23 protein-coding genes are annotated in these 25,942 nt (G+C 72.4%); 15 read left to right on the top strand and 8 right to left on the bottom strand.

Annotated elements, in window-relative coordinates:
• Positions 1-25: 25 nt before the first annotated feature.
• On the bottom strand, positions 26-1,561 hold the full coding sequence (locus tag EV375_RS14530) for an SWIM zinc finger family protein (protein WP_130299824.1): 1,536 nt from the start codon (positions 1,559-1,561) through the stop codon (positions 26-28).
• A gap of 132 nt (positions 1,562-1,693) precedes the next feature.
• On the opposite strand from EV375_RS14530, the gene EV375_RS14525 reads away from it, so the two are divergent.
• From EV375_RS14525 to sucD, 9 genes are all read left to right on the top strand, one after another.
• Complete coding sequence (locus EV375_RS14525; RefSeq protein ID WP_486588733.1) at positions 1,694-2,827, top strand: ATP-binding protein; 1,134 nt, start codon at positions 1,694-1,696, stop codon at positions 2,825-2,827.
• On the top strand, positions 2,824-5,433 hold the full coding sequence (locus EV375_RS14520; RefSeq protein ID WP_130299822.1) for a DUF5682 family protein: 2,610 nt from the start codon (positions 2,824-2,826) through the stop codon (positions 5,431-5,433). Before EV375_RS14525 ends, EV375_RS14520 begins: the two co-directional genes overlap by 4 nt.
• Positions 5,430-6,779, top strand: a complete 1,350-nt coding sequence (locus EV375_RS14515) for a vWA domain-containing protein (protein ID WP_486588483.1) — start codon at positions 5,430-5,432, stop codon at positions 6,777-6,779. Before EV375_RS14520 ends, EV375_RS14515 begins: the two co-directional genes overlap by 4 nt.
• A 293-nt stretch (positions 6,780-7,072) precedes the next feature.
• Positions 7,073-7,960: a hypothetical protein gene (locus tag EV375_RS14510; protein ID WP_130299821.1), complete on the top strand. Its 888-nt coding sequence runs from the start codon at positions 7,073-7,075 to the stop codon at positions 7,958-7,960.
• A 174-nt stretch (positions 7,961-8,134) separates the two neighbouring features.
• Complete coding sequence (locus EV375_RS29125; protein WP_165434738.1) at positions 8,135-9,235, top strand: hypothetical protein; 1,101 nt, start codon at positions 8,135-8,137, stop codon at positions 9,233-9,235.
• 116 nt (positions 9,236-9,351) lie between these two features.
• Complete coding sequence (locus tag EV375_RS14495; RefSeq protein WP_130299819.1) at positions 9,352-9,612, top strand: hypothetical protein; 261 nt, start codon at positions 9,352-9,354, stop codon at positions 9,610-9,612.
• A gap of 4 nt (positions 9,613-9,616) precedes the next feature.
• Entirely contained in the window at positions 9,617-9,823 is a 207-nt protein-coding gene (locus EV375_RS14490) for a hypothetical protein (RefSeq protein ID WP_130299818.1), read from the top strand.
• Positions 9,824-10,227: 404 nt separating this feature from the next.
• Entirely contained in the window at positions 10,228-11,418 is a 1,191-nt protein-coding gene (gene sucC, locus EV375_RS14485; RefSeq protein ID WP_130299817.1) for an ADP-forming succinate--CoA ligase subunit beta, read from the top strand.
• 38 nt (positions 11,419-11,456) lie between these two features.
• The gene (gene sucD / locus EV375_RS14480) at positions 11,457-12,341 is read left to right on the top strand and encodes a succinate--CoA ligase subunit alpha (RefSeq protein WP_130299816.1); all 885 of its coding nucleotides are present in this window, start codon (positions 11,457-11,459) and stop codon (positions 12,339-12,341) included.
• Between the two features lie 73 nt (positions 12,342-12,414).
• Here the strand turns inward: sucD and EV375_RS14475 are convergent, their stop codons facing one another.
• A complete protein-coding gene (locus EV375_RS14475; RefSeq protein ID WP_486588482.1) occupies positions 12,415-13,602 on the bottom strand; it encodes a sigma factor-like helix-turn-helix DNA-binding protein in 1,188 nt (395 codons plus the stop codon).
• A 146-nt stretch (positions 13,603-13,748) separates the two neighbouring features.
• Here EV375_RS14475 and EV375_RS14470 point away from each other — a divergent pair, with 146 nt between their 5' ends.
• On the top strand, positions 13,749-15,245 hold the full coding sequence (locus tag EV375_RS14470) for a cell division protein PerM (protein WP_130299815.1): 1,497 nt from the start codon (positions 13,749-13,751) through the stop codon (positions 15,243-15,245).
• A 376-nt stretch (positions 15,246-15,621) separates the two neighbouring features.
• Here the strand turns inward: EV375_RS14470 and EV375_RS14460 are convergent, their stop codons facing one another.
• Complete coding sequence (locus EV375_RS14460) at positions 15,622-16,566, bottom strand: hypothetical protein (RefSeq protein ID WP_130299813.1); 945 nt, start codon at positions 16,564-16,566, stop codon at positions 15,622-15,624.
• Between the two features lie 393 nt (positions 16,567-16,959).
• On the opposite strand from EV375_RS14460, the gene purN reads away from it, so the two are divergent.
• Both purN and purH read left to right on the top strand, forming a co-directional pair.
• A complete protein-coding gene (gene purN, locus EV375_RS14455) occupies positions 16,960-17,661 on the top strand; it encodes a phosphoribosylglycinamide formyltransferase (protein ID WP_130299812.1) in 702 nt (233 codons plus the stop codon).
• Positions 17,662-17,665: 4 nt separating this feature from the next.
• Positions 17,666-19,306 carry a bifunctional phosphoribosylaminoimidazolecarboxamide formyltransferase/IMP cyclohydrolase gene (purH, locus tag EV375_RS14450; protein ID WP_130299811.1) on the top strand — a complete coding sequence of 547 codons (1,641 nt, stop codon included), beginning with the start codon at positions 17,666-17,668 and terminating at the stop codon, positions 19,304-19,306.
• 190 nt (positions 19,307-19,496) lie between these two features.
• On the opposite strand, the gene EV375_RS29705 is transcribed toward purH, so the two are convergent.
• Complete coding sequence (locus tag EV375_RS29705; protein WP_486588481.1) at positions 19,497-20,105, bottom strand: hypothetical protein; 609 nt, start codon at positions 20,103-20,105, stop codon at positions 19,497-19,499.
• Between the two features lie 221 nt (positions 20,106-20,326).
• Between EV375_RS29705 and EV375_RS29120 the strand changes: the two genes are divergently transcribed.
• Positions 20,327-20,992 (top strand): hypothetical protein, encoded by a 666-nt coding sequence (locus EV375_RS29120; protein WP_165434737.1) that lies wholly within the window; start codon positions 20,327-20,329, stop codon positions 20,990-20,992.
• A gap of 137 nt (positions 20,993-21,129) precedes the next feature.
• On the opposite strand, the gene EV375_RS14435 is transcribed toward EV375_RS29120, so the two are convergent.
• Positions 21,130-21,855: a YML083C domain-containing protein gene (locus tag EV375_RS14435; RefSeq protein ID WP_130299809.1), complete on the bottom strand. Its 726-nt coding sequence runs from the start codon at positions 21,853-21,855 to the stop codon at positions 21,130-21,132.
• 169 nt (positions 21,856-22,024) lie between these two features.
• A complete protein-coding gene (locus tag EV375_RS14430; protein ID WP_130299808.1) occupies positions 22,025-22,798 on the bottom strand; it encodes an RDD family protein in 774 nt (257 codons plus the stop codon).
• 341 nt (positions 22,799-23,139) lie between these two features.
• On the opposite strand from EV375_RS14430, the gene EV375_RS14425 reads away from it, so the two are divergent.
• Positions 23,140-23,997: a bifunctional methylenetetrahydrofolate dehydrogenase/methenyltetrahydrofolate cyclohydrolase gene (locus tag EV375_RS14425; protein WP_130299807.1), complete on the top strand. Its 858-nt coding sequence runs from the start codon at positions 23,140-23,142 to the stop codon at positions 23,995-23,997.
• A gap of 5 nt (positions 23,998-24,002) precedes the next feature.
• Positions 24,003-24,410 carry a DUF3017 domain-containing protein gene (locus tag EV375_RS14420; RefSeq protein ID WP_130299806.1) on the top strand — a complete coding sequence of 136 codons (408 nt, stop codon included), beginning with the start codon at positions 24,003-24,005 and terminating at the stop codon, positions 24,408-24,410.
• 307 nt (positions 24,411-24,717) lie between these two features.
• Here the strand turns inward: EV375_RS14420 and EV375_RS14415 are convergent, their stop codons facing one another.
• Both EV375_RS14415 and EV375_RS14410 read right to left on the bottom strand, forming a co-directional pair.
• The gene (locus EV375_RS14415) at positions 24,718-25,182 is read right to left on the bottom strand and encodes a hypothetical protein (protein ID WP_130299805.1); all 465 of its coding nucleotides are present in this window, start codon (positions 25,180-25,182) and stop codon (positions 24,718-24,720) included.
• Positions 25,179-25,766, bottom strand: a complete 588-nt coding sequence (locus tag EV375_RS14410; protein WP_130299804.1) for an anthrone oxygenase family protein — start codon at positions 25,764-25,766, stop codon at positions 25,179-25,181. The genes EV375_RS14415 and EV375_RS14410 overlap by 4 nt, the downstream gene beginning before the upstream one ends.
• Positions 25,767-25,942 lie beyond the last annotated feature (176 nt).

Genomic DNA, 25,942 nt, shown 5'->3' with positions numbered 1-25,942 from the left:
AACAGGGCAGCCCTCACCGCTGCGTTCACAGCTGCACCGCCTCGCCCTCGCTCCAGGCCGTGTACGGGGCGAAACCCTTGTGGCCGCATTCGCCGAAGACGGTGAGGGGGCGCCCGCCCGAGACCGCCGTGAGCCTCCACAGGGTCCCGGGCGACGTGCCGGGGGCAATCGGGAGCGCGAACCGGCCGTCGGCATCCGCGAGTTGGCGGACGACGCCGCCACCGCTACGCCCGTCGACCCCGCCCCGGTCGTCGAACGTCGGGACCACGCTGCTCAGCACCGCCGGCCAGGCGTCCAGCCACGGGTCGTCGCACAGGGCCCGTCCGTACGAGGCCAGCGCGTCGGTCACCGTGCCCCCTTCCGGCACGGCACCGGCTTCCGGCGCCGCGTGTCTCTCACCCAGCGCGGCACGCAGCGGGCGGGCGCCCGGGTGATAGGCCAGCTCGGCGTCCATCACCGAGCCCACGGGCAGGGCCTGTTCGGGCGCACGGTCCCCCGCCGCGTACGACAGCAGCAGCGCGGGACGCCCCGATTCCAGGCCGCGCAGCCATATGCGCCTGGCCGTCAGGCGTCCCTCCTCCGTGTCCCGCTGAGCCAGCACCAGCCACCGGTCCCTGACCTTGCCGCCGGACCTCCCGTCGGAGCCGGGAGCGGCGTCGTCCGCCAGCAGATCGGCGGAGTCGACGGTGAGCCCGACCCTCGTGCGTACCGTCGCGGCGAGAGCCTCCGGCAGGTCGTCCAGAGCCAGGACGGCCCGGTTCAGCAGATGGAGAAGGGCACACTCCGACAGCAGCCGGGCCGGCCAGCCTCCGTATGCCCCCTCGGCCTCCGGCGACGTCTGGCCGGAGACGGGTATCGCGCTCAACTCCCGTACGCGGGCGGCCAGTCCGGGAGCCTGGGCGTCGACCATGCGGGACGCAGTCTCCTCCCACTGCGCGTAGCCGCCCTGCTCCGCACCGGCCAGACCGCCCCGCAGCATGTCGGCGAGGCGTTCCTCGAGTTCCGTGGCGCCCGCTGTGACGCGGCTCAAGCGGCGCTCGGAGCGGCGCCGGGCGGCCTCCGGGTCGGCCCGGCGGCCGCCGCCGCTCCCCGTGCCGCCGGCGGCAGCGGGCCCTGAGGCGGCTCGCCCCGCCTCATCTTCCGCGGCCCTGCGGGCGGCCCGTTCGCGTCGGCCGCTGAGCCACTCGCCGGCCCACTCCGGCGGCTCCCCCCGGGCCTGTGTCCGGTCACCGGCCCAGAGCAGCAGCAGCCCGAGTGCGTGCTTGCACGGGAACTTGCGGCTGGGGCAACTGCAGCTGTATCCGGGCCCGTCCAGCGTTCCGGCGGCCCCGTCGGCACCGCCCCTGCCGTCACGGGCGCCGTCGCCTCCGCCGAGGTCCACCACCGTCCGGTACGGACTGCTCCCGCTGCCCTTGCACAGGCCCCATACGGCACCGGCGCCCGACCCCGCCTCCGCCCACGGACCCGGCGAGGAGAGCTTGCTCCCCGCCCTGCGTGACGCGTCGTCGGGAGCGAGCGCCAGCACCTCTTCCGCGCTCCAGCGGACCCCCTGTCCAGTCATGGTCCCGACCGTACGGCCGGCCACTGACAATCCGTCGCCGCTGCGGTTCCGGCCGGAAGTTCCCGCAGGTCGGGACGGGTTGGGGAGGTGACTGTCAGTGGCGGGGTGCACGCTGAGGGGACATCGACCGCCGTGTGTGGAGGGGGACTCGTGACCGATTCCTGTGCCGTGGACGCCGCGCCGCAGCAGACGCTGCGGCCGCATGCCGAGGACGCCTTCGCCGACGAGCTGAAGGCGCTCGCCGCGGCGGACGACAGGCCGCGCCCCGAGCGCTGGCGCCTCTCCCCGTGGGCGGTCTCCACATACCTCCTCGGAGGTGAACTGCCCGGGGGAGGGACGGTGATCACGCCGAAGTACGTGGGCCCCCGCCGCCTCATCGAGGTCGCCGTCAGCACGCTGGCGACGGACCGGGCCCTGCTTCTCCTCGGTGTGCCCGGCACCGCCAAGACGTGGGTCTCGGAGCATCTCTCGGCCGCCGTCAGCGGTGACTCGACGCTGCTCGTGCAGGGCACGGCGGGCACCGCCGAGGAGGCCGTCCGCTACGGGTGGAACTACGCCCAGCTGCTCGCCCACGGGCCGAGCCGTGACGCCCTGGTCCCCAGCCCGGTGATGCGGGCGATGGCCGAGGGCAGGACGGCGCGGGTGGAGGAGCTGACCCGGATCCCGGCCGATGTGCAGGACAGCCTGATCACCGTGCTGTCGGAGAAGACCCTGCCGATTCCGGAGCTGGGCGACGAGGTCCAGGCGGTGCGCGGCTTCAACCTCATCGCGACGGCGAACGACCGCGACCGGGGAGTCAACGAGCTCTCCAGCGCCCTGCGCAGGCGGTTCAACACAGTGGTCCTTCCGCTTCCCGGTACGGCGGAGGAGGAGGTCGACATCGTCGCGCGCCGCGTCGACCAGCTCGGCCGCTCCCTCGACCTTCCTGCCGCGGCCGACGGCACGGCGGAGATACGGCGTGTGGTGACCGTCTTCCGGGAGCTGCGCGACGGCGTGACGGCCGACGGGCGCACGAAGATCAAGTCCCCCTCCGGGACCTTGTCCACGGCGGAGGCCATCTCCGTCGTCACCGGCGGCATGGCGTTGGCGGCCCACTTCGGCGACGGGGTGCTCAGGGCCGCCGACGTGGCCGCCGGCGTGCTCGGTGCCGTGGTGCGCGACCCGGCCTCGGACCGGGTCGTGTGGCAGGAGTACCTGGAGGCTGTCGTACGGGAGCGCGACGGCTGGAAGGATTTCTACCGTGCCTGCCGGGAGGTCTCCCCGTGACCGCTGCGGACGCCGGCGCCGGCCGGTCCGCGTCCGGACCGGGCGGCGTGCCGCTGCTGTTGGGCATACGGCACCACGGGCCGGGTTCGGCACGAGCGGTGCGAGCCGCACTGGAGGCACGGCGGCCGCGTGTGCTGCTCGTCGAGGGGCCGCCGGAGGCGGACGGTGTCGTCGCGCTCGCCGGGCACGAGGCGATGCGTCCGCCGGTGGCGCTCCTCGCCCACGCCCTGGACGAGCCGGGGCGGGCGGCGTTCTGGCCGCTTGCCGCGTTCTCCCCGGAATGGGTCGCGATCAGATGGGCGCTGGGGCACGGGGTGCCGGTCCGCTTCATCGACCTTCCCGCCACGCACGCGCTCGCCCTCGCCGACGACGCGGCCGGACCGGGAGGGAACGACGCCGGGGAGGCCGGTCCGGGGGCCCCGGGGCCGGGGGACGCCGGGTCCGCATGCGGGAAGGGCAACGGTGAAGTGCTGCGCGTCGATCCGCTGGCGGCTCTCGCCGGGGCCGCGGGCTACGACGATGCCGAGCGGTGGTGGGAGGACGTGATCGAACACCGCGAGGCCCGGGCCGGCGCCGACCCGTACGCGCCGTTCGCGGTGCTCGGTGAGGCCATGGCCGCCCTGCGCGAGCAGCAAGGTGCCGAAGCGGTCCACGCGTTGACGGAATCGGGGGCCGGCCACCGTCGCGACCATGTGCGTGAGGCCCATATGCGGCTGCGACTGCGCGACGCGGTCCGGGAGTTCGGGCCGGGCGACGTCGCCGTCGTCTGCGGAGCGTGGCACGTTCCGGCCCTGGCGGCGAAGGTGAAGGTCGCCGACGACAGACAGGCACTCAGGGGCCTGGCGAAGGTGAAGGCGGAGATCACCTGGGTCCCCTGGACGCACCGGCGGCTCGCACGCCACAGCGGCTACGGCGCGGGCATCACCTCTCCCGGCTGGTACGAGCACCTCTTCGCCTCGCCCGACCGGGTCGTCGAGCGGTGGATGACCAAGGTGGCCCGCCTGCTGCGTGCCGAGGACCGGGTCGTCTCCTCGGCACACGTCATCGAGGCCGTCAGGCTGGCCGATTCGCTCGCCGCTGTGCGCGGCAGGCCGCTTCCGGGGCTCACCGAGACTCTCGACGCGGTGCGGGCCGTGATGTGCGAGGGCTCCGACGTGCCGCTCGCCCTCGTACGGGACGGGCTCGTCGTCGGAGACGTACTGGGCGAGGTACCGGAGGATGCGCCCGCCGTGCCGCTCCAGCGGGACCTGACCAGGCAGCAGCGCACGCTGCGCCTCAAACCGGAGGCGTCCGTGCGGGAGTTGGAGCTCGACCTGCGCAAGGAGACGGACTCGGCGCGCAGCAGGCTCCTGCACCGGCTGCGCCTGCTGGACATCGACTGGGCCGTGCCCGCGCGCTCCCGTACCGGCAGCACGGGCACGTTCCGCGAGAGCTGGCGGCTGTGCTGGGAACCGGAGTTGTCGGTGCGTACGGCGGAAGCGGGAGTGTGGGGCACGACCGTGGAGAGCGCGGCGACGGCCAGGGCCGTCGCCCGCGCCACCGAGGCCCCTGCCCTGGCGGACGCCACCGCCCTCGCCGAGAGCTGTCTGCCGGCGGATCTGCCGGATGCGCTGAGGGTCGTCATGCGGGCGCTCGCCGACCGGGCCGCGCTGGACGCCGATGTCGGCGGGCTCGCGGAGGCCCTGCCCGCGCTGGTGCGTTCCCTCAGGTACGGCAATGTGCGCGGCACCGACTCGGCGGCGCTGACGGAGGTCACCCTCGGGCTGGCGGAGCGTGTGTGCGTTGGGCTCCCGCCCGCCTGCGCGGGGCTGGACGCGGACGGCGCTGCCCGGATGCGCGACCACATCGACGCCGTCCACCGGTCCGTGGCGCTTCTGGTGCAGGCGTGCGCCGAGCCTTCCGGCGTGACCAACGTGACGCCCGCGTCGCAGGGTTCGCGGGACGCCGGGGACGCCGGGGACGCCGGGAACGCGGGGGATGCCGGGGACGACGAGCCCGATGCCGAGGGTGCCGCGGGGGGCGTGCAGTCCCGCTGGCGCGCGGTCCTGCGCAAGCTCGCCTCGCGGGACCGGATACCGGGTCTCATCCGCGGCCGGTGTGCCCGGCTGCTCCTGGACGATGCCCAGCTGACGCAGGCGGAAGCCGCCCGGCTGATGGGTCTGGCCCTCTCGCCGGGCACCGGCCCGCCGGAAGCAGCGGCATGGATCGAAGGGTTCCTGTCCGGAGGCGGGATGCTGCTCGTCCACGACGAGCGGTTGCTCGCCCTCGTCGACGGCTGGTTGTCGTCCGTTCCCGGTGCGGCCTTCATCGACGTGCTGCCGCTGCTGCGCAGGACGTTCGCCGGATTCGAGTCCGGTGTGCGGCGCACCGTGGGCGAACTCGTGCGGCGTGGCGCTCTGCTGGGGACGACCGATACCGGAGCAGTGCCCAACGGAGCGGGAAGCGCGGGCGGTTCGCTGCCGCCGCCGCGCCCGGTACGGCCCGGATTCGGGCCCGGGCTGGACGAGATCCGCGCGGACGCGGTCCTGCCGACACTGCGCCTGCTGCTCGAACCGGTGGGCGGGCGGGCCGAGCACACGATCGAGCAGGAGGAGGCGCCCCTATGACCGCCGCGTCAGGAACACAAGGCCCGTCCGGCACGAACGCCCCGCCCGACCCGTCCGGTACGGCTCCCGCGACCAGGGCCCCCGCCGCTCCGGTAACCGCGTCGCCGGTGCCGTCGGGCCCGCTGGGCCAGGGCGCCCACGGCGCACCCGCGGACACCGGCGGCCTCACCCCCGCCGCCGAACGGCTGCGCCGATGGCGCCTGGTGCTCGGCGGATCTGGCGGTTCCGGTGGTTCCGACGGCACGGGTTGCGAGTTGAGCGGCGCGGACGTGGCCATGGACCGTACGCTTCAGGCGCTCTACGGCAGCGGACCGCAGAGCGGCCCCGGCGCCGGCTCCGGTCAGGGGAGACGCGGTGAACGCACCGGCGGTCTCGGCGCATCCGCCCCTCAAGTGGCCCGGTGGCTCGGGGACATCAGGACGTACTTCCCCAGCTCCGTCGTCCAGGTCATGCAGCGGGACGCCATCGAGAGGCTCAACCTCGCGTCTCTGATGCTGGAGCCGGAGATGCTGGAAGCGGTGGAGCCGGATGTGCACCTCGTCGGCACGCTTCTGTCGCTGAAGTCGGCCATGCCGGAGACCAGCAGGGAGACGGCACGCGCCGTGGTGCGCAAGGTCGTCGCCGAGCTGGAGAAGAAGCTCGCCGCCCGCACGCGGTCGGCCCTCACCGGCGCGCTCGACCGCTCCGCGAAGGTGCACCGTCCACGTCACGGGGACATCGACTGGGACCGCACCATCCGCGCCAACCTCAAGAACTACCTGCCAGAGCACCGGACGGTCGTCCCGGAACGGCTCATCGGCCACGGGCGGGCCTCGCGGGGTGTGAAGAAGGACGTCGTCCTCTGCATCGACCAGTCGGGCTCCATGGCGGCGTCCGTGGTCCACGCGTCGGTCTTCGGCGCGGTGCTCGCCTCGATGCGGTCGCTGAACACCCGGCTCGTCGCCTTCGACACCGGCGTCGTCGACCTGACGGAGGAACTCGACGATCCGGTGGACGTGCTCTTCGGCACACAGCTCGGCGGGGGCACTGACATCAACAGGGCGCTGGCGTACTGCCAGTCGCACATCGCCCGTCCGTCCGAGACCGTCGTGGTCCTCATCAGCGACCTCTACGAGGGCGGCATCCGTGACGAGATGCTCAAGCGGGTGGCGCAGATGAAGGCGGCCGGTGTGCAGTTCGTCGCCCTCCTCGCGCTGTCGGACGAGGGCGCACCCGCGTACGACCGCGCCCACGCGAGCGCCCTCGCCGCGCTCGGGCCTCCCGCGTTCGCCTGCACGCCCGACCACTTCCCGGAGGTGATGGCGGCGGCCATCGAGAAGCGGCCCCTCCCCGTACCGGATGAATGACCTTCCCCGTACCGGACGAATGACATCGCAGGAACGACGTCGAGCGGGCGGAAACGACTTCGGGCGGGCGGAGGTGCGAGCCCGACGCGGAAGGCGTGGTGAGGGCCTCGGCGGAGTGCTCAGGGCCACGAAGTGAACAAGTTGTGACGGCAGTTGCGCGTGGGACCGGCGTCCGTGCAAGGATCTCCGTTGTCCGGAACGCAGCGTTCCCGGCGGGCAGTTGTGCCCCCTGAGCAGCGTGCGTCCGCATCCCCCCGCCTTGGAAGGTCCCTGTCTTGTCAGCATCCTTAGCTGTGCCTGCCGTTGTGCGCCTGCCGCACTCGGCCGCCGCGCGGCGGGCCCTGCTGACCGTTCTCTTCCTGGGAGGGTTCCTCGCTCTCGCCGTCGCCTTCGGCGGCAGTGCGCAGGCCGCTTCGGCGCCCGGCCACGAGGTGCGGGAGGCGGGCGGAGCACCGTCCGGACTGGTGACGTCCCAGCCGTCCGCCTCGGACCGGGGCTCCTCGGACGAGGCAGGCACGACCGGCAAGGAGCAGGCCGGTCTTGCCCACACCCAGGCCGAACTCGCGGCGAAGCACAGGCACGAGGTGCGGAACGCCGCCGAGCGCACGGCCTCGCACGTCGTGGACCCGGTCTCGGAAGGCGCCGGCGGAACCGATGAGGTCACCCGCCCGGTCGGCGAAGCCGTCGACAGCGTGTCCGATCCGTCGGGCCTGGCCGGACTGCCCGGGCGTCTCGGCCTCGGGCTCGGCGAAGCCGTCGTCGGCGAGGGGCCGGGCGGGACCGGCGGCGATGCCGGTGACCTCGGCACGGACGGCACGTCCGAAGCCACAGCCGATGACGCGGGCGACCGCACCGACGGGCCGCGTACGCACGGCAGTCGGGCCATGACGCCTTCGGCGTCCTACTACGGGGCTGCCGGTGCGACGCCCGACGCCGGCACCTCCCAGGACGACGGAGACCCCGCCGAGCGTCTCCCGTTCCACCGCATGCCCGCGGTGCCCGCGCCCAGCGCGTCGCACTGCACCGGCGACGGCCACAGCCAGCGCGGCGGCCCGCACCAGCACGACGCGGTCGTGCCCGGCGCCGGGCACTCCGGGCCGCTTCAGTCCGGCGCCGTGCGCGCCGCGGACGGTGCGCCGACGCGTGACAGCGCCGGCGACGTCCTCGAATTCCCCGGCTAGGGCAGACCTTCCACCCGTCTGTGCAGCGCGTTACGCGCGCTCGCGACCTGCCACGCGGGGGTGGACAGGTCCGCCCGCCCGAATCCCCGGAGCAGCGGTCCGGGTTCCTGACCGGAATCCCCAGGCCGGCGTCCCGGGGCTCAAGAACCCCTGAATTCGAAGGACTTCCGTCTCATGCGCAAGAACATCCGACGTTCACTGATGGTCGCTGCCGCCGCCTCCGGCATATGGGCGCTGAGCACGGCCGGCGCGTCCGCGGCCGAGCTGCCCGTGCCGTCCGACGCCGGCAGCGCCGTGGGCGGCACGGCCGAGAAGGCAGAGATGGCCGGTGAAGGCGGCAAGGGCACCGTGGCCGACACGGTCCGGCGTGCGACGGACACCGTGAAGGAGACGACCGGAACGGTCGAGGACGTCAGCCGCGAGGTCCGCGAGAACCTGCCGAGCAAGGGCATTCCCGAGAACGGCCTGCCCACCAACACCCTGCCCACCGGCGACCTGCCGACCGGCGACCTGCCCACCGGCGCCGCCGACGGCGTGACCGGGAAGCCGCGCGGCGCGGACGCCACCGTTCCGGCGGTTCCGGGTGTGGACGACGTCTCCGGCCACCTGCCGCCTCACACGCTGCCCGCCCTCGCGGTGCCCGCCGTTCCTGCAGTGCCCGCCGTTCCTGCAGTGCCGGCCGTTCCCGCCGTGCCCGCCGTTCCCGCCGTCCCGACGGTGCCGTCCGTCCCGGCCACCGGCGAGCCGGCCCAGGCCCTCCCCGCGGCGCCTCTGCGTCCCGAGCGGCTGACCGCGGTGCTCAAGAGCCGCCCCACCGAGGAGACGGTGACCACGGCCCGCAACACCGTCGCCACCGTCCACCCGGTCATCGACAACGTGAGCGGCATCGTGCCCCCGGCCCGTCCCGTCCAGCTCCACGCGCGCGCCACCGCCTACCAGTTGGGAACGGACGCGGCCAAGACGGTCGACTGCGCCCTGTCCACGACCGCTCCCTTCGTGGAGAGCACCTACTACCGCACCGAGGCGCTCAGTCACGGTGCGACCGGTGACCTGGGCACCTTCGCTCACGGCGTCGCCTCCGACTCGGCGGTGTACGCACACGAACTGGTCGGCACCGGTGTGCACGGGAACGTGAACAGGCTGGTCGCCCACACCGCCACGAACGTGGCGGGCCTCATCACCGCTCCGACCAAGCGCGACCTGACCGACCCGGCCAACATCCCGGCCGACATCCCGGTCGTTCCCGTCGCCTCCCAGGTGCCGGCCGGCCTCTGAGCCGCCGGTAAGGGGGATGCGGGGTGGCCGGCAAAGGGGGTCGGGCCACCCCGCATCTCCACCCATCGCTCATCGCTTCACCACCACCGGAACATGCGATCGAGGTAACCATGCACATGAGCAGCAGTGTTCGCCGCGGATTCGCCGTTGCGGCAGTCGCTGCCGGGCTGTTGGCAGTCGGTGCCGGCAGCGCGTCGGCGAACGAAGCACCGGCCGGCCGTGCCGTCACGGGCGGCACCGACGCAGTCACCGACGCCGCACACAGCGCACAGCACACTCTCAAGAAGACCGGACGCATCGCGAAGAACGAAAGGGAGACGGGGGACGCGACGCGGAGCTCAGGGAAGGCGCAGGGATGTCACGCAGAAGGCCGGTGAGGCCGTGTCCGAAAAGCAGTCGGCTCCCTCGGATAAGGACCTGGGCTCTGTGTCCCGCATCCCGGCTCAGGCAGCCCCATCGTCCGCGCCGGGGCTGCCGGAAGGCCTCGTGATCGAGGTGCCCGAACTGATCCCGGGCGTCCCGAGCATCGGCATCATCCCTTCCTCGATTCCCGCCCTCCCCGTCACGCCGGCGATCCCGGCGCTCTGACACCGGTTCGCAACCGAACAGCTTGGACCAAGTGCCCCTGCACAGCGGGTAGTTCCCCCGTGCAGGGGTTCCACGCTGCCCTTCCGTGCAGCAGCCGAGGGGGCGATGCCGGAGCCCCGCGCGAACCGTCCGGGAGGGGTGCGGGAACACGGGAGAACCCACTGTTCCCGCCGCCCGCGGCGTGCGGAAGAGGCGGCCCGGAGCGTAGATTCCGTCCGCACAACATGTGCGTGCCGCTGTGACCGTTGTCACCGCACAGGTGTGAGCTGGAATTTATGCACCGCTCAAGTGCGGGGCTAACCTGCAAGGCGGACATGCCGCGCCTCGTCGTGACGCCGCGGCCACGCGGCACGCCCATGATCACGCTGACAACCGCGAACCACTGATTAAGGGGACGTACGCGCGTGGACCTGTTCGAGTACCAGGCGAGGGACCTCTTCGCCAAGCATGACGTACCGGTGCTGGCCGGCGAAGTCATCGATACGCCCGAGGCGGCGCGCGAGGCGACCGAGCGACTCGGCGGTCGCGCGGTCGTCAAGGCGCAGGTGAAGACCGGAGGACGAGGCAAGGCCGGCGGTGTGAAGCTTGCGGCCGACCCCGCGGACGCCGTCGAGAAGGCCGGGGCCATCCTGGGCATGGACATCAAGGGCCACACGGTCCAGAGGGTCATGCTGGCCGAGACCGCTGACATCGCGGAGGAGTACTACGTCTCCTTCCTGCTGGACCGCACCAACCGGACCTTCCTCGCCATGGCCTCCGTCGAGGGCGGCGTCGAGATCGAGGAGGTCGCCGCGACGAAGCCCGAGGCGCTCGCGAAGATCCCCGTCGACGCCATCAAGGGTGTGACCGACGCCAAGGCCCGCGAGATCGCCGAGGCCGCGAAGTTCCCGGCCGAGCTGATCGACCAGGTCGCCGAGGTCCTCAAGAAGCTGTGGGACGTCTTCGTGCGCGAGGACGCGCTGCTCGTCGAGGTCAACCCGCTCGTGCTGACTCGCTCCAGTGATGGGGCGGGCGACGGCAAGGTCATCGCGCTGGACGGCAAGGTCTCGCTCGACGCCAACGCCGAGTTCCGTCAGCCGGATCACGCGGCGCTGGAGGACAAGGCCGCGGCCGACCCGCTGGAGGCCGCCGCCAAGGCGAAGGACCTCAACTACGTAAAGCTCGACGGGCAGGTCGGGATCATCGGCAACGGCGCGGGTCTGGTCATGTCGACCCTCGACGTCGTCGCCTACGCGGGCGAGGCGCACAACAACGTCAAGCCGGCCAACTTCCTGGACATCGGCGGCGGCGCCTCCGCCGAGGTCATGGCGAACGGCCTGGAGATCATCCTCGGGGACCCGGACGTGAAGTCGGTCTTCGTCAACGTCTTCGGCGGGATCACCGCCTGCGACGCCGTCGCGAACGGCATCGTCCAGGCCCTCGAACTGCTCAAGAGCAAGGGTGAGGACGTCAACAAGCCGCTGGTCGTGCGGCTCGACGGCAACAACGCCGAGCTGGGCCGCAAGATCCTCACGGATGCGGACCACCCGCTCGTGCAGCAGGTGGACACCATGGACGGTGCGGCCGACCGCGCTGCCGAGCTGGCCGCAAAGTAAGCGGACGAGACCGAGATCTGCGAGGACATCGACACACCATGGCTATCTTCCTCAACAAGGAGAGCAAGGTCATCGTCCAGGGGATGACCGGCTCCGAGGGCCAGAAGCACACGAAGCGGATGCTGGCCTCCGGCACCAACATCGTCGGCGGCGTCAACCCGCGCAAGGCGGGCACGAACGTCGACTTCGACGGCGCACAGGTGCCGGTCTTCGGCGGCGTGAAGGAGGCCATCGAGGCCACCGGCGCCGACACGACCGTCATCTTTGTACCGCCGAAGTTCGCCAAGGACGCGGTCGTCGAGGCCGTCGACGCCGGGATCGGCCTGGCCGTCGTCATCACCGAGGGCATCGCGGTGCACGACACGGCGTACTTCTGGGACTACGCCTCCCAGAAGGGCAACCAGACCCGCATCGTCGGCCCCAACTGCCCCGGCCTGATCACGCCCGGCCAGTCCAACGCCGGCATCATCCCGTCGGACATCACCAAGCCGGGACGCATCGGTCTGGTCTCCAAGTCCGGCACGCTGACGTACCAGATGATGTACGAGCTGCGTGACATCGGCTTCTCGACCTGCGTCGGCATCGGCGGCGACCCCGTCATCGGCACCACGCACATCGACGCCCTCAAGGCGTTCGAGGCCGACCCCGACACCGACCTGATCGTGATGATCGGTGAGATCGGCGGCGACGCCGAGGAGCGTGCGGCGGACTTCATCAAGGCGAACGTCACGAAGCCCGTCGTCGGCTACGTCGCGGGCTTCACCGCTCCCGAGGGCAAGACGATGGGCCACGCGGGCGCCATCGTCTCCGGTTCGTCGGGCACCGCCCAGGCGAAGAAGGAGGCGCTGGAGGCAGCGGGCGTGCAGGTCGGCAAGACGCCGTCCGAGACGGCGAAGCTGGCACGCGGCCTGCTGGTCGGCTGAGCTCCCCGCACCGGCCTCCGGCCGGGTCCGGCCCGGCCCGGCCGGTTAAGGGTGTGACACACGCGAACACCGGTCACGCCCGGAGCTTTTGCACTCGTACGACGAACGGGCCCGCTCCCTCGCGACAAGCGCAGGGAGCGGGCCCGTCGCTCTTCACGGCCATCACAGCTCTCACGGTCTTCCCGCGCGGTGCGTGCAGCGCTGCGCTCCGGGCCATCGGCTGGAGGCGCTCCGGCTGCCGGTCCGGACCGAGCGTCGCCGTCGGCGGTTTGGGAACAGGCAGCGAAGGCGGGTTCCGCTCGTCGTCGGACGTGACAAGCGCGAAACCCACGGCCGCCACGGAGACGGCGAACCCCAGCGCGGCGGCCGTCCCGCACCGGCCGCGGACCTCGCTGCTCCTGCGTACGCGCCGTGCCTGCGGCAGTGACACGGGCTGCGGCGCCGCAAGTTGACCCACGAGCAGCGCCGCCACACGCGGCAGCTCCTCCTCAGACGCGTCACGCAGCACCGGTACGCGTTCGGCGAGCGCCGCCCGTGCGTGGCACAGCCGCCCCGATGTCGCCGCCGTGCCGGCCTCCACCTCCGCAGCGGTGTCCCCGAGGCTCAGGCCCAGCCCGTCGTGCAGCAGCAGTGCCGCACGGTAGGAGGGCGGAAGGCGCAGCAGCGCGTCCAGCAACGCCCGGTCACCCGGCGGGACATGACGCATCGCCCGCACGCGGCGTACGAAGTGGACGGGCCGGAACCCTCGCCAGGGAGCAAGCGCGAAGCGGTGTGCGGCGGCCCGCACCCAGCCCGCCGGATCGGGATCGACCGCGACCTGCGGCCAGCGGCGCCAGGCGAGCCGGAAGGCGTGTGCGACGCAGCGGCGGGCCGGGCCGATCGAACCGCACAGCAGGAATGCCTGCCGGGCGAGGGCGGGGGCGCTGCCCCCGTAGAGCAGGTCGAAGGAGTCGGCCGCGGCGACAGGGAAGGGGCGGGGTTCTCCCCGTGGCCCTTCCTGGGCGCCGTTCCGGGTTCCGGCCTGGGGTCCCGTCCGGGTTCCGATCGGGGCCTTGTCTTGGGTTTCGTTCTGGGTTTCGTCCGGGACTTCGCTCCGGGCCTCGTCCTCGGCTGCTGCCTCGGCTCCGTCCTCGGCTCCTGCCTCGGTTTCGCCCCGGGGCGAGGAGGCCTCCTCGTGCGGCGGGAGCACCGCGTCGTCCCCTGCCGGGGAGCCGGCGGTATCCGCTGCGGCGACGGCCGGCTCGTGCTGCTGTCCGCTCATGAGCTCCCCAGATCTTCCGGCCCGGGAGACAGTCCCGGCCACGTATGAGTGCTTTGTCGTACAAGGTGCATGCGCACATATTGGGCGACACAGCGACAACATGCGTGTTACCAGGACAGAACGTGTGTTGTTGACAGCATGTCGACGTGAGCCAAGTGACGCATCGCAGCCCGACGTTGTCCCCGTACGGCCGGAGCACGTCACGACTGCCGTCGAAGGCCTCGTGGTTCTTCGAGGGGATGCTCGCCGCGGGGCTGGGGCTCGCAGCGCTTACCGTCCTCGTGCTGCTTCTGTGGATCATCTCGCCGTACCCGGAGAGCGGCGCGGGTGCCGCCCTGCATCTCGCCGCCGACCTGTGGCTGCTCGGGCACGGGAGCGCACTCGTCCGCACCGAGACGCTGTCCGGTATTCCGGCTCCGGTCGCGCTGACTCCGCTGCTGCTGGTGATCCCGCCCGTGTGCCTGCTGTACCGGGCGTGTACGCAGGCGCTCTCCGCAGACGGGGACGAGAGGGCCGGTGATGCACGGACCGGGGCGGACGCCGAGGATGCGCCGGGTGCGCTGGCGCCCCTCGGCTGCGTGGCCGGCGGATATCTGGTGACGGGCGCCGTCACCGTGCTGTTCGCGTCCGCCGGGCCCGTGCGCGCCGACGTGCTGAGCGCTTCGGTACGGCTGCCGCTGTTCGTCCTGTGCATCGCGGCGGCGGCGATGTGGCCGGGCTGGGGACGCACGCCACCGGCGGCGCTCAACGAGCTTGATAAGCCCGCCAGTTCATCACCCGGCGGGAGTGCGCAGTGGCCCGCGGTGCCGACGGCGCGGGAGCGGGACTTCCCGGTGCCCGTGCTCGCCGAGGCGCGAGCCCTCTCGCGGCGGTTGCGCCCGGCTCGCACGGCGCTGACGGCCATGGCGGTGCTGTGCTGCGGAGGTCTCGTCGTCACGCTCGGCGCGCTGCTGTGGCACGTGGACGAGGTGCAGTCCGCCTTCCCGCGCCTCGCGGGAGGTTCCTGGACGGGGCAGTTCGCGGTGCTGCTCCTGGTGATCGCGCTGCTGCCCAACGCCGCGGTGTGGGCGGCCGCTTACGGGCTCGGCCCCGGCTTCGCCCTCGGTACGGGTGCCGTGGTCGGCCCGCTCACGCAGACGGGTGCGACGTCACTGCTGTCGTTCCCGCTGCTGGAGGTGTTGCCCGCCGCGGGGGGCGGCCCCGGCCTCCTCGGGGGCATCGCGGCGGTGGCGGTACCGCTGGCCGCCGGCGCGACCGTCGGCTGGTACGTGGGGCGCGCCGCCGCGCCTGCCCCGGGCCGGTGCGAGGCGGCGGTGAGCCGGCGGGCTGCGGTGGCCGTCGTCGTCCTCGTGGGGTGCGAATGCGCCGTGGGCGTCGCCGTCCTCGCCGCGTTCTCGGGCGGGGCCCTCGGCACCGGGGCCATGGCGGTTCTGGGGCCGAGCTGGCCGCTGACGGGCGTCGCCGCGTTCATGTGGGCGGTGCTGGTCGGGGCGCCGGTGGCGCTCGCGATGCGGGCGTGGCGACTACGGGGGAGCGGAGGCGACGACGGTCCGGACGCGGCCGCTGCGCGTCAGGCCCGCTGGAGCGAGCTGAAGGCGGTGTCGGGGGGACTGATGCCGGACTTCGAACCGCGCCGGGACTGACCGAACCGGCTGACGCCCGACGGTGGACCCCCGGAGCCGCCGGGCCGTGGACCCCCGGAGCCGCCGGGCCGTGGACCCCCGGAGCCGCCGGGCCGTGGACCCCCGGAGCCGGCGGACCGTGGACCCCCGGAGCCGCCGGGCCGTGGACCCCCGGAGCCGCCGGGCCGTGGACCCCCGGAGCCGCCGGGCCGTGGACCCCCGGAGCCGCCGGGCCGTGGACCCCCGGAGCCGCCGGGCCGCCGCATCCGGCCGGCGCGCCCCCTTCCCGCGGGGCCTCAACCGTTCTGCGGGACCTCAACAGCCCTGCCGCGCCGGCCCGTCCGAGTCGTGCCGCGCTCGCCGAGGGCCCGGTGGCGGGCCCGCCACCGGCCCGGCCTCAGTTCAGCTGCAGGCCGCCGGCCGATGACGAACGGTCCTGGAGGAGCGGCCGCAGTTCGCTCGGCAGCAGGTCCTTGCAGTCCTCGCGGGAGGACTGCGTCAGCGCGTCCTGCGTGCACGTGAAGTAGTCGCTGTAGACCTGCTGGAAGGTGAACGTCGCCGCGACGACCGCGAGCGCGAGCGACGCGGCGATAAGGCCGCTGACCGCCGCCGTCCTACGGGACTTGGCCGCCTGCGCCGGACTGACCGCGACGGGGACCTGCGGCACCGGCTTCGGTGCCTCGCCGTCGGCCGTACGGTCGGTGCCGGCCACGTCCTCCGCGGTCGCCCCACCCTGGTGACCGCGCTTGCCCGGAGTGCCCGGAGTGCCCGAAGTCCCGGACTTGGACGAGGACTTGCCGGCGCGCAGCGCGCTCCCGCCCCAGTACAGGGACAGCGCCCCGAGCAGCAGTGCCACCTCCGGGAGGCTGAAGAGGGCGAAGAACAGCGCCCAGACGCCGGTGTGGAGGGAGTAGCGCGCGTGCCGCTGCTTCGGGTCCGTCGGGTCCCAGCGCATGCCGCGGGCGAGCCCGCCGCCCGTGCCGCCCGTGCCGTCGCCGTTGCCGCCGTCCTGGCCGCCGCCCGCACCGGGGCCGCCGAAGCCACCGCTCTGCCGGCCCGGCTGCTTGCTGCTCCAGTGGCTGCCCCACGCGGAGCGGTCACGGCCCGGGTCGGAGCCGGAACCGGACCCGTCGTTCCCGTTCCCGGAGTCCCCGGAGCCGTTCTCGGAGTCCGGGCCGCCGGGGCCCTGTCCCGAGTCCGTCCCCGTGCCGCTCCGGGAGCCCGCCGACCGGCGCGGCTGCCAGGGCTGGTCGGCCTGCCCCTCCGGTGGTGCCGCGAAGGGGTTGTCCGCGCGCGAAGCGTCGTCCGAGGGGGCCGCACGGCGGCGGCGTCGGTCGGCCATGTGGAGTGCGTCTTCCCCTTGTGCTGTCGTCGTCTCGTCCTGTGTGCGGCGTGCCGCCGCTTCCCGCGCCGGCCGTGCCTCCTGCCCGGCCGTGCCTCTGCCGGCCGTCGTTCTGTCCGGCAGGGCCCGGCGTGCAGCCCTTCGCGGCCACGCGCGCCGCAGGTGCCGGATGCGCCCGTTCCGTGACGGGCCCGTACCTCCCGACGCTACCTGGCACATCCGCCCCCGTCCCGCGGGGGCCGTGCGAGGGGCCGGTATCGTTGCCGACGGTCGGACGCTTCGTAGAGTTCCCCGGAACCCGCCGCTCCATGAGTTCGTACGACCACACAAACCGCTTCTCCCCTTGTCCGGCGTCCTCCGCGCCGGGGGAATCCCGTGAGAGAGAGCTTCGCCGTGGCTGCGCACCAGAGCCCGAGCCGCCCCGACACCGGCAGCGGACAGGGCCTCGGCCCCCGCTCCCGTACGCACCCCGCCCGTCTCGTCGTTCTCGTCTCCGGCTCCGGCACGAACCTCCAGGCACTGCTGGACGCCATCGAGGCGGAGGGCCCGGAGTCGTACGGCGCCCGGATCGTGGCCGTCGGGGCCGACCGCCACGGGACCGAGGGGGTCGAGCGTGCCGAGCGCGCGGGCATCCCCACGTACGTGTGCCGGGTGAGGGACCACGCGACGCGGGACGAGTGGGACGAGGCGCTGACGGCGGCGACCGCCGAGCACGAGCCGGACCTCGTCGTCTCCGCGGGTTTCATGAAGCTTGTGGGCAAGGAATTCCTCGCCCGCTTCGGAGGCCGGGTGGTCAACACCCATCCGGCGCTCCTTCCCAGTTTTCCCGGCACCCACGGTGTCCGCGACGCTCTCGCGTACGGGGCCAAGGTGACCGGGTGCACCGTCCACTTCGTCGACGACGGTGTCGACACGGGACCGATCATCGCGCAGGGCGTGGTGGAGGTCCTGGACGAGGACGACGCCGACGGGGGTGCCGCTCTGCACGAGCGGATCAAGGAGGTCGAGCGACGCCTGCTGGTCGACGTCGTGGGCCGCCTCTCCCGTGGCGGATACCGCATCGAGGGACGAAAGGTACGGCTGCAGGATGGGTGAGGGCATGAGTCAGGGCCGGAGTCAGGACACCGAGCAGCGACTCCCGGTCCGCAGGGCGCTGGTGAGCGTTTACGACAAGACGGGCCTGGAGGAGCTGGCGCGGGGCCTGCACGCGGCGGGCGTGCAGCTCGTCTCGACGGGATCGACCGCCAAGCGGATCGCCGCGGCGGGCGTCCCGGTGACGCCGGTCGAGGAACTGACGGGCTTCCCCGAGTGCCTCGACGGACGGGTCAAGACGCTCCACCCCCGGGTGCACGCGGGCATCCTCGCCGACCGCCGTCTCGGCTCGCACCGGGAGCAGCTGGACGAGCTGGACATCGAGCCCTTCGACCTCGTCGTCGTCAACCTCTACCCGTTCCGGGAGACCGTCGCCTCCGGCGCGAGCCCGGACGAGTGCGTGGAGCAGATCGACATCGGCGGTCCCTCCATGGTGCGTGCGGCCGCGAAGAACCACCCCTCGGTCGCCGTCGTCGTCAACCCGGAGCGCTACGGCGACGTGCTGGAGGCGGTCGGCGGCACCACCGGGGCCGAAGGTTCAAGGGGCGGGTTCTCCCTGGCCGAGCGCAAGCGTCTGGCGGGCGAGGCCTTCCAGCACACGGCGGCCTACGACGTGGCCGTGGCGAACTGGTTCGCCGACGGCTACGCGCCGGACGACGCGACCACGGAGGCCGGGGCCGGCGCCGAGGCGGCGAACCCGCTCCCATCGTTCGCCGGTGCGGCCTTCACCCGGCGCAGCGTGCTGCGCTACGGCGAGAACCCGCACCAGCCGGCCGCGGTCTTCACGGACGGCAGCGGCACGGGTCTCCCCGCCGCCGAGCAGCTGCACGGCAAGGAGATGTCGTACAACAACTACGTCGACACGGAGGCCGCGCGCCGAGCCGCGTACGAGCACGGGGACCGGCCCTGCGTGGCGATCATCAAGCACGCCAACCCCTGCGGTATCGCGGTCGGTTCGGACGTCGCCGAGGCCCACCGCAAGGCGCACGCCTGTGACTCCCTCTCCGCGTTCGGCGGCGTCATCGCCGTCAACCGGCCGGTGTCGCTCGCCATGGCCGAGCAGGTGGCCGAGATCTTCACCGAGGTCGTCGTGGCACCCGGTTACGAGGAGGGCGCCGTCGAGGTGCTCTCCCGCAAGAAGAACATCCGGGTGCTGCGCTGTGCCGAAGAGCCCTCCGCGTCCGTCGAGTTGAGGCCCATCGAGGGTGGTGCGCTGCTCCAGGTCAAGGACGGTCTCCAGGCCGCGGGCGACGACCCCGCCAACTGGACGCTCGCGACCGGCGAAGCGCTCTCACCGGCCGAGCTGGAGGAGCTTTCCTTCGCCTGGCGCGCCTGCCGTGCCGTGAAGTCCAACGCGATCCTGCTCGCCAAGGACGGCGCCACGGTCGGTGTCGGGATGGGCCAGGTCAACCGGGTGGACGCGGCGAAGCTCGCCGTGCAGCGCGCGGGTGAGGAGCGCGCTCGGGGCTCGTACGCAGCCTCCGACGCGTTCTTCCCCTTCCCCGACGGGCTCGAGGTGCTGGCCCGCGCGGGCGTCAAGGCCGTGGCGCAGCCCGGTGGTTCGGTACGCGACGAGGCCGTGACGGAGGCCGCGAAGGCGGCCGGGATCACGATGTACCTGACCGGCACACGGCACTTCTTCCACTGACGTCGTCCGGCCGTACGCCGTCCGGCCGTACGTCGCCGGGCCTGACGTCGGCCGGTCCTCCACCGGCGGCGGCCGGCGGCGGCGGACCGTCCGGCCCCCCGGGCCGGGGCTCCACTCGCGGCGCCCCTGCCGGCCTGCTCCGCGGCAGGTCGCCGGGGCGTCACGGGTCACCGGCGGGAAGGACCGCCGGTCAGTACTGCTGTCTGCTGAACCAGGGGCCCGACTGGGCCAGCAGCACGATGCACGTGACCCCGAGGCCGAGCCAGATGATCCCGAAGGGAAGGAACACCAGGCCGAAGAGGGTGAGGAAGGACGACCAGACGATTCCTGCGACCCGCACGCCGTTGCTGCCCTTGGGAAGCGAAATGCCCAGCACGATGCCGATGATGGCGTGCGCGAGGAAGACCCCGAACAACGTATAGCCGACGCCGATCCCGATCCGGGCGTCCGCCATGTTCGGAAGCTCGTTCACGCTGCTCGTCGCGAAGGCGAGCATGATGAGAACGCCTATCGAGAAGAGGGCCTGAAGCCCGCCGACGATGAACATGATGATGCGGACGGCGTTCACCTTGCCCTGGAGCGCGGCCGCCGCCGGCCCGGGTCCGCCCGGCGGCGGCGCCTGCGGGTATCCGTAGCCGGGCTGGGCGCCCTGGGGCTGCTGCGGATAGCCGTAACCCTGCTGCGGCTGCTGCGGGTAGCCGTAGCTCTGCTGGGGCTGCTGCGGCTGCTGGCCGTACGGGTTGTTGGCGTACGGATTGTTCCCGTACGGGTTGTTGGGCGGCTCGGACGGGTAACTCATCGCGGTTTTCCTTCAGTTCGGTGCATTCCGCACGTGCGGCTCCGTGATGTACGGAGGTCGCGTCGATTGTCTCGTGGTGCGGTGGCCGCTTGGACACCGCACCACCCGACGGCGGGCTCAGCGGACGCTTGTGCCTGCGAGGGGCAGGTTGGTTGCACAGGCATGGCGTTCCGAAAGGCGGCCACCGACCGGCAGTTGGCAGTGCGACATACTCGGTTGTCATGACAGATGGATCGACGCCGGAGCAGGGCGGGTTCGGCTCCGCAGGGGATGCCACGCCGCCTCAGGGCGGGTTCGGGCCTGCGGGGGATGCCACGCCGCCTCAGGGCGGGTTCGGGCCCGCGGGGGATGCCACGCCGCCTCAGGGCGGGTTCGGGCCCGCGGGGGATGCCACGCCGCCTCAGGGCGGGTTCGGGCCCGCGGGGGATGCCACGCCACCCAAGGGCGGATGGGCGGCGTACGGATATCCCGGTCCTCAGGCGGGCTACGGCTATCCGTCCGGCGCCGGACCGGCTCAGACCTACGGTCAGGCGGGCGGGTACGCCCAGCCGCTGGTCGTCATCGGTGACATCACCGTCACGCCCGACGGCGTCATCACGCCGGCGGGCACGATGCCGCTGAAGGGCGCCGTCTGGACGGTCACCGACATGACCCGCACGGAGGAGAAGATACCCACCCATGCGATCGTCCTCGCCATGGTCTTCCTCGTCATCTGCTTCCTGGGCCTGCTGTTCCTGCTGATGAAGGAGCGGACCACGGCGGGTCATGTGCAGGTGACCGTGAACAGCGGCGGAAAGTTCCACTCGACGATGATCCCCGTGTACGACCCGATGGCCGTGCACTACATCATGCAGCAGGTCAACTACGCCCGCTCCGTGAGCGTCTGAGACCTCCGGAACGGTTCGGGAGCTGCCGGGCCCGGACGGTGCGGGCGCCGCGTGCCGCGATGTGCCACCGGTCCGCGCTTCTCTTCCCGGGTGCGGTGAGCACGGATTCGGGAGCGCCCGTCTCGGGAGCAGTGGTCTCAGGAGTATGTGCGCCTGAACCACTCGGAACCTTCCTGCTTCACCATGAAGATGATGATCAGGATGCCGACGGCGAGCGGGACGACACCGACGACGATGATGACGGTGAGCAGCCCGAGGACCGCGAGGACCGAGCCGTAGACGATGGCGCCCACGCGGACGCCGTTGCCGCCGCCGTTGAACCGGGAGGCCAGGAAGATCGCCGTGGCGGACAGCAGCAGCGAGACGACGCCCCCCGCGACCAGGATCCCGGGGTCGATGGCAGCCGGCCCCCCGCCGGTGGAACTCCCGCCCCCCTGCGACGCGTTGTAGAAGGTGCCGATCGCGCCGAGCACACCGAGCACACCGAAGACGTACATGATCACGCGGACAGCGTTCACGGAACCCGGCATCGTCCGCGGTGCGTTGGGGTAGTTGAAGCCGGGCTGGCGGGGGAAGCCGCTCTGTGCCGGCTGCGGGAAATCACCCGGGGACAGCTGGGGCGGTGCTTGCGGGAAGCCGTAGCCGGGTTGTTGCCGGGGCGGGGCCTGGGGATGGCCGTAGACCGGCTGCTGCGGCGGCTCTTGGGGATAGCCGTAGCCGGGTTGCGGGGGAGGCGCCTGAGGAAAGCCGTAGCCGGGCCGGGGCGCCTGGGGACCGCCGTACGGCTGCTGACGCGGCCGCCGGGGCTGCTGCGGCTGCCGGGCGTACCGGTAGCCGGGCGGTGGCTCTGGTGGATAGCTCATCGCGTTCCCCTCACTTCGGCGTTCCGGTGCCGCGGGCCAGACATCACGAAGGGCCGCGTCGATTGTCACCCGGCGCGGCCTTCGTGATGGTGCTGCAGAGCAATGCCGCGCAGAGCTGCACCGGACACTCACTGTGGGGCATCGCAGCGCGGTTGCGAAGCCCTCGAGGTCACTTCTTGACGACCACTGTCCCAGCCCCGCGGTCGTGCCAGCCCTGAAGTTTGCCGCTGTTGTCGAAGAACGGCGAGAGGTAGACCAGGAGCGTGCCGATGCCGCACAGGATGGAGCCCGCCACCGGGATGATGTAGCGGATGAACCCGCTGCCGGCGCCCGGCAGTTGACCGTCGGCCTCCTTGATGACCCGCAGGCCCAGGGCCATCTTGCCGAACGTCGCGCCCTTGAAGGCGATCATCAGCCACTCGTAGAACAGCATGAGGGAGGCGAACACCAGCATCACCATGACCATGGTGCCGATGACGCCTGATGCCTGCGCCTGCGCGTCCTGGATGCACTCGCTGTAACCCGGGTCGGTGTACGTCCCGCAGTCCTCGGCCTGGGAGGCGATCCCGAGGGCGCTGCCCACGCCGAGGAACATGATGACGGTGTAGACCGTGCCCACGATCAGGCCGTCGAGGAGCCTGGCGAGGAATCGCTGCCCCATCGTGGCCAGCTGCAGGGAACCGAGGTGGCCGACGTTTATGTAGCCGTTGTTGGCCTGCACGGTTCCGGGCTGCTGCGGGTAGCCGTAACCGGGCTGTCCGGGGATGCCGCCGGGCTGCGCCTGCTGGCCGTACTGCGGCTGCTGCGGGTAGCCGTAGCCGGGCTGGCCGCCCTGCGGCTGCTGCGGGTAGCCGTAGCCCTGTTGCTGCGGTGGCTGCGGTGGCTGCTGCGGCTGGGCGTACGGGTTGTTCGGGTCCTGGCCGGCGGGTGGTGGGTAGCTCACGAGTGCGTTCCTCCGAGCAGTCGAAAGGGGACGGAATGGGTCGAAATGCTCGGGGGAACGACCGTTCCGCCCCCGCAGACGCCATGCGTGGACTGCGTGAGCTGTGCGGCATGCACGTTGTGCCTCCCCCGATGCGCGGCGCCGAGCCAACGGCCCTGTGGGCGGGCGCGGCACCAGCGCTTCATGTTGGTAGCCGAATGGTCTTGCTGTCCAGCTAGATCTCGGAATGTGGCGAATCCGAAATGCGACGCGGACACCCCTGTTGCGCGGTGCCCGGGCGGGGGTGTCTGCGGAGCGGTACGGATTTCGGCAGCGGCCCCCGCATCCGTGAGAATGGACCCATGACGGCCCAGATTCTCGATGGCAAGGCCACGGCGGCAGCGATCAAGTCCGGACTGAAGGAGCGCGTCGACGCCCTTCGGGCACGAGGCGTAACGCCCGGCCTCGGCACCCTGCTCGTCGGCGACGACGTCGGCAGCCAGAAGTACGTCGCGGGCAAGCACCGCGACAGCGAACAGATCGGCGTCCGCTCGATCCGGCGTGAACTCCCCGCCACCGCCACGCAGGAGGAGATCGAGGCGGTCGTGCGGGAGCTGAACGAGGACCCGGCCTGCACCGGCTACATCGTCCAGCTGCCGTTGCCCAAGGGCATCGACACCAACCGCGTGCTCGGGATGATGGACCCCGACAAGGACGCGGACGGGCTCCACCCGACCAGCCTCGGCCGTCTCGTGCTCAACGAGCCCGGCCCGCTGCCCTGCACCCCGCGGGGCATCATCGAACTGCTGCGCAAGCACGACGTCGAACTCGACGGAGCGCACGTGGTCGTCGTCGGGCGTGGCATCACGGTCGGCCGTTCCATTCCGCTGCTGCTGACGCGACGCAGCGAGAACGCCACGGTGACGCAGTGCCACACCGGCACACGCGACCTGCCGGCGCTGCTGAGGCAGGCCGATGTGATCGTGGCCGCGGCAGGGGTGCCGCACCTGATCAAGCCCGAGGACGTACGGCCGGGCGCGGCGGTCCTGGACGTGGGCGTGAGCCGGGACGAGAACGGCAAGATCGTCGGGGACGTGCACCCGGGCGTCGCCGAGGTCGCGGCCTGGATCTCGCCGAACCCCGGCGGCGTGGGTCCGATGACCCGCGCGCAGCTCCTCGTAAACGTCGTCGAGGCCGCAGAGCGCGCCGCGGGGGAGTGACGGAGATGAAGGTGGGAGGTTCCTCGCGCCGCTTCCCGGCGGTCACGCGTGACACGGCCCGGCCGGAGGGCGGGCAGCGCGCGATGGGCGCCGGCCACGCGGCGCCGTACCGGCAGTGGCCGCTGCTCGCGGTCTGCTGCGGAGTGCTGACCGGGCTGCTGGTGACGGTCGGGGAGTTCCGCGCGGGGACGCTGATCATCGGTCTGTCGCTGATCGCCGGCGCGGTGATGCGGTGGCTGCTGCCGTCCGTGGGGATGCTCGCCGTGCGGTCCCCCTACACGGACGTCGTCACGTACGGAGTGCTCGGCCTGTCGATCATCCTGCTGGCGATGATGGCGCAGCCCGAGCCGTGGCTGAACGTCCCGGTGCTGGAGAAGATCGTCCACTTCGTGGTCGGCAGGGACGGCGGGTGACGGCGCTGCGGCTGCCGTAGAAGCCCCGCAGGGCGGAGGCGGGCGGGCGCGGAGGACGCACGACGCGGCCGGGCTCTTCCTTCCCCCGGGCAGGGGTCGGGCCGCCGCCGGCGCCCTTTCAACGTGACCGGCCTCGGCCTGTCCCCTCGGCACGAGTACCGGTCCCGGGTGTGCCGGCGGGAGCCGGTTCGTCGAAGTGCGCTGACCGGTCGTCGAGTTGAGGCGGTCCGAGGACGTCTCGGGGCTCGGCCTCAACGCGCCGACGGTGCGGAAGAGCCGGAAGAACCGGGCGTCGGTCCCCGCCCCTTCAGCGGGAACCCCGTGGAGGCTCACGGTCCGGCACCAGGCGGCACAACAGCGCGGCTACGGCACCGGTGACCGCCCCGACGACCGTGCCGGTGACGATGCCGGAGACGGCCGCGGCCGTACGCAGGATGCCCTCCTGTGCCGTGGGGGCGAGGCCGGCGAGGTTGCCGCCGAGGGCCGGAGCCGTCGCCCCGAGGCTCTCCTCCCACAGCAGTTGGTGGCCGGCCGCCAGGAACACCGCGTAGAACCCGCCGACGACCACCGTCGTCAGGAAGGGACGCGGCGGGCGCCGCCACAGCACGGCGGCGATCCAGCACAGCGGCGGCACGAACACGAACAGCCCGTTGACGAAGGTGCCTTCCTCGATGACGCCGAGATCGTGCAGCACCACGCGGGGCGCGGCCAGCGCGGCGAGCCCGATCAGGGCCGGCCAGGAGAAGCCGAGCTCGCGGGTCGCCCGGCTCATCGCCCGCCCTCCGCCGCACCGGCCTCCGCCGCCTCGTTCGCCCGAGCGCGGGCCGTTCCCGCGCCGGCCGCAAGTCCGTCGGCGGCCGGACGCCCGGTCCCGCGGACGAACCGCACGAACGCGGTGAATGCGAGCACGGAGGTCACCGCACCACCGGCGAGCCGCACCCGGTGCCCGGCGACGAACTCCCCGGCGACCTGGCGCAGATACGCCGCGGAGTGGGTGCCGGCCGGGTCGACGAACATGATCTCGTTGCGCGGCCAGAAGAACACCGCGGAGAAGAGGAACTCGCAGGCGAGGAAGGTGCCGGCCGCCGCCGCGACCCACCAGCGCAGCCGGCGGTCCCCCCACGCGAGCACGGTGGCGGCGACGCCGCTGAGCGCCACCGCGGCGCCGAGCGGCGGGAAGTAGTCGCTCGGGCCCCCGTGCACCATGAACTCGCGGGCCCGGTCCAGCGATTCCGGCGGGTCACCGAAGATGTTCGGATACAGCATCACGGTCTCGGCGGCGACACCGCCGAAGGAGAGGATCGCTCCCCACACGAGTGCGGTCAGCACGATCCAGGTCAGTCTTGTACGGGACACCTCGGAGGCCTCCTGTCGTTCGTCGCGCCGCGCGGGACGTGCTCCGTCAGGTCGGCTTCGACGCTAGGTTCGCGGGGCTGCGGGGTCTGCCGCGTGGCAGCGCGAACCGGGTCGCTTCTCGACGTACGGGGAGCCCCGGAGAAGACGCCCTGCGGCGACAGCGGCCCAGGCCGGGG

This window comes from Streptomyces sp. CNZ301 (assembly GCF_004217425.1).
Note: the sequence above shows the minus strand (reverse complement) of the source record. Positions and strands in the feature narration are given on the sequence as shown.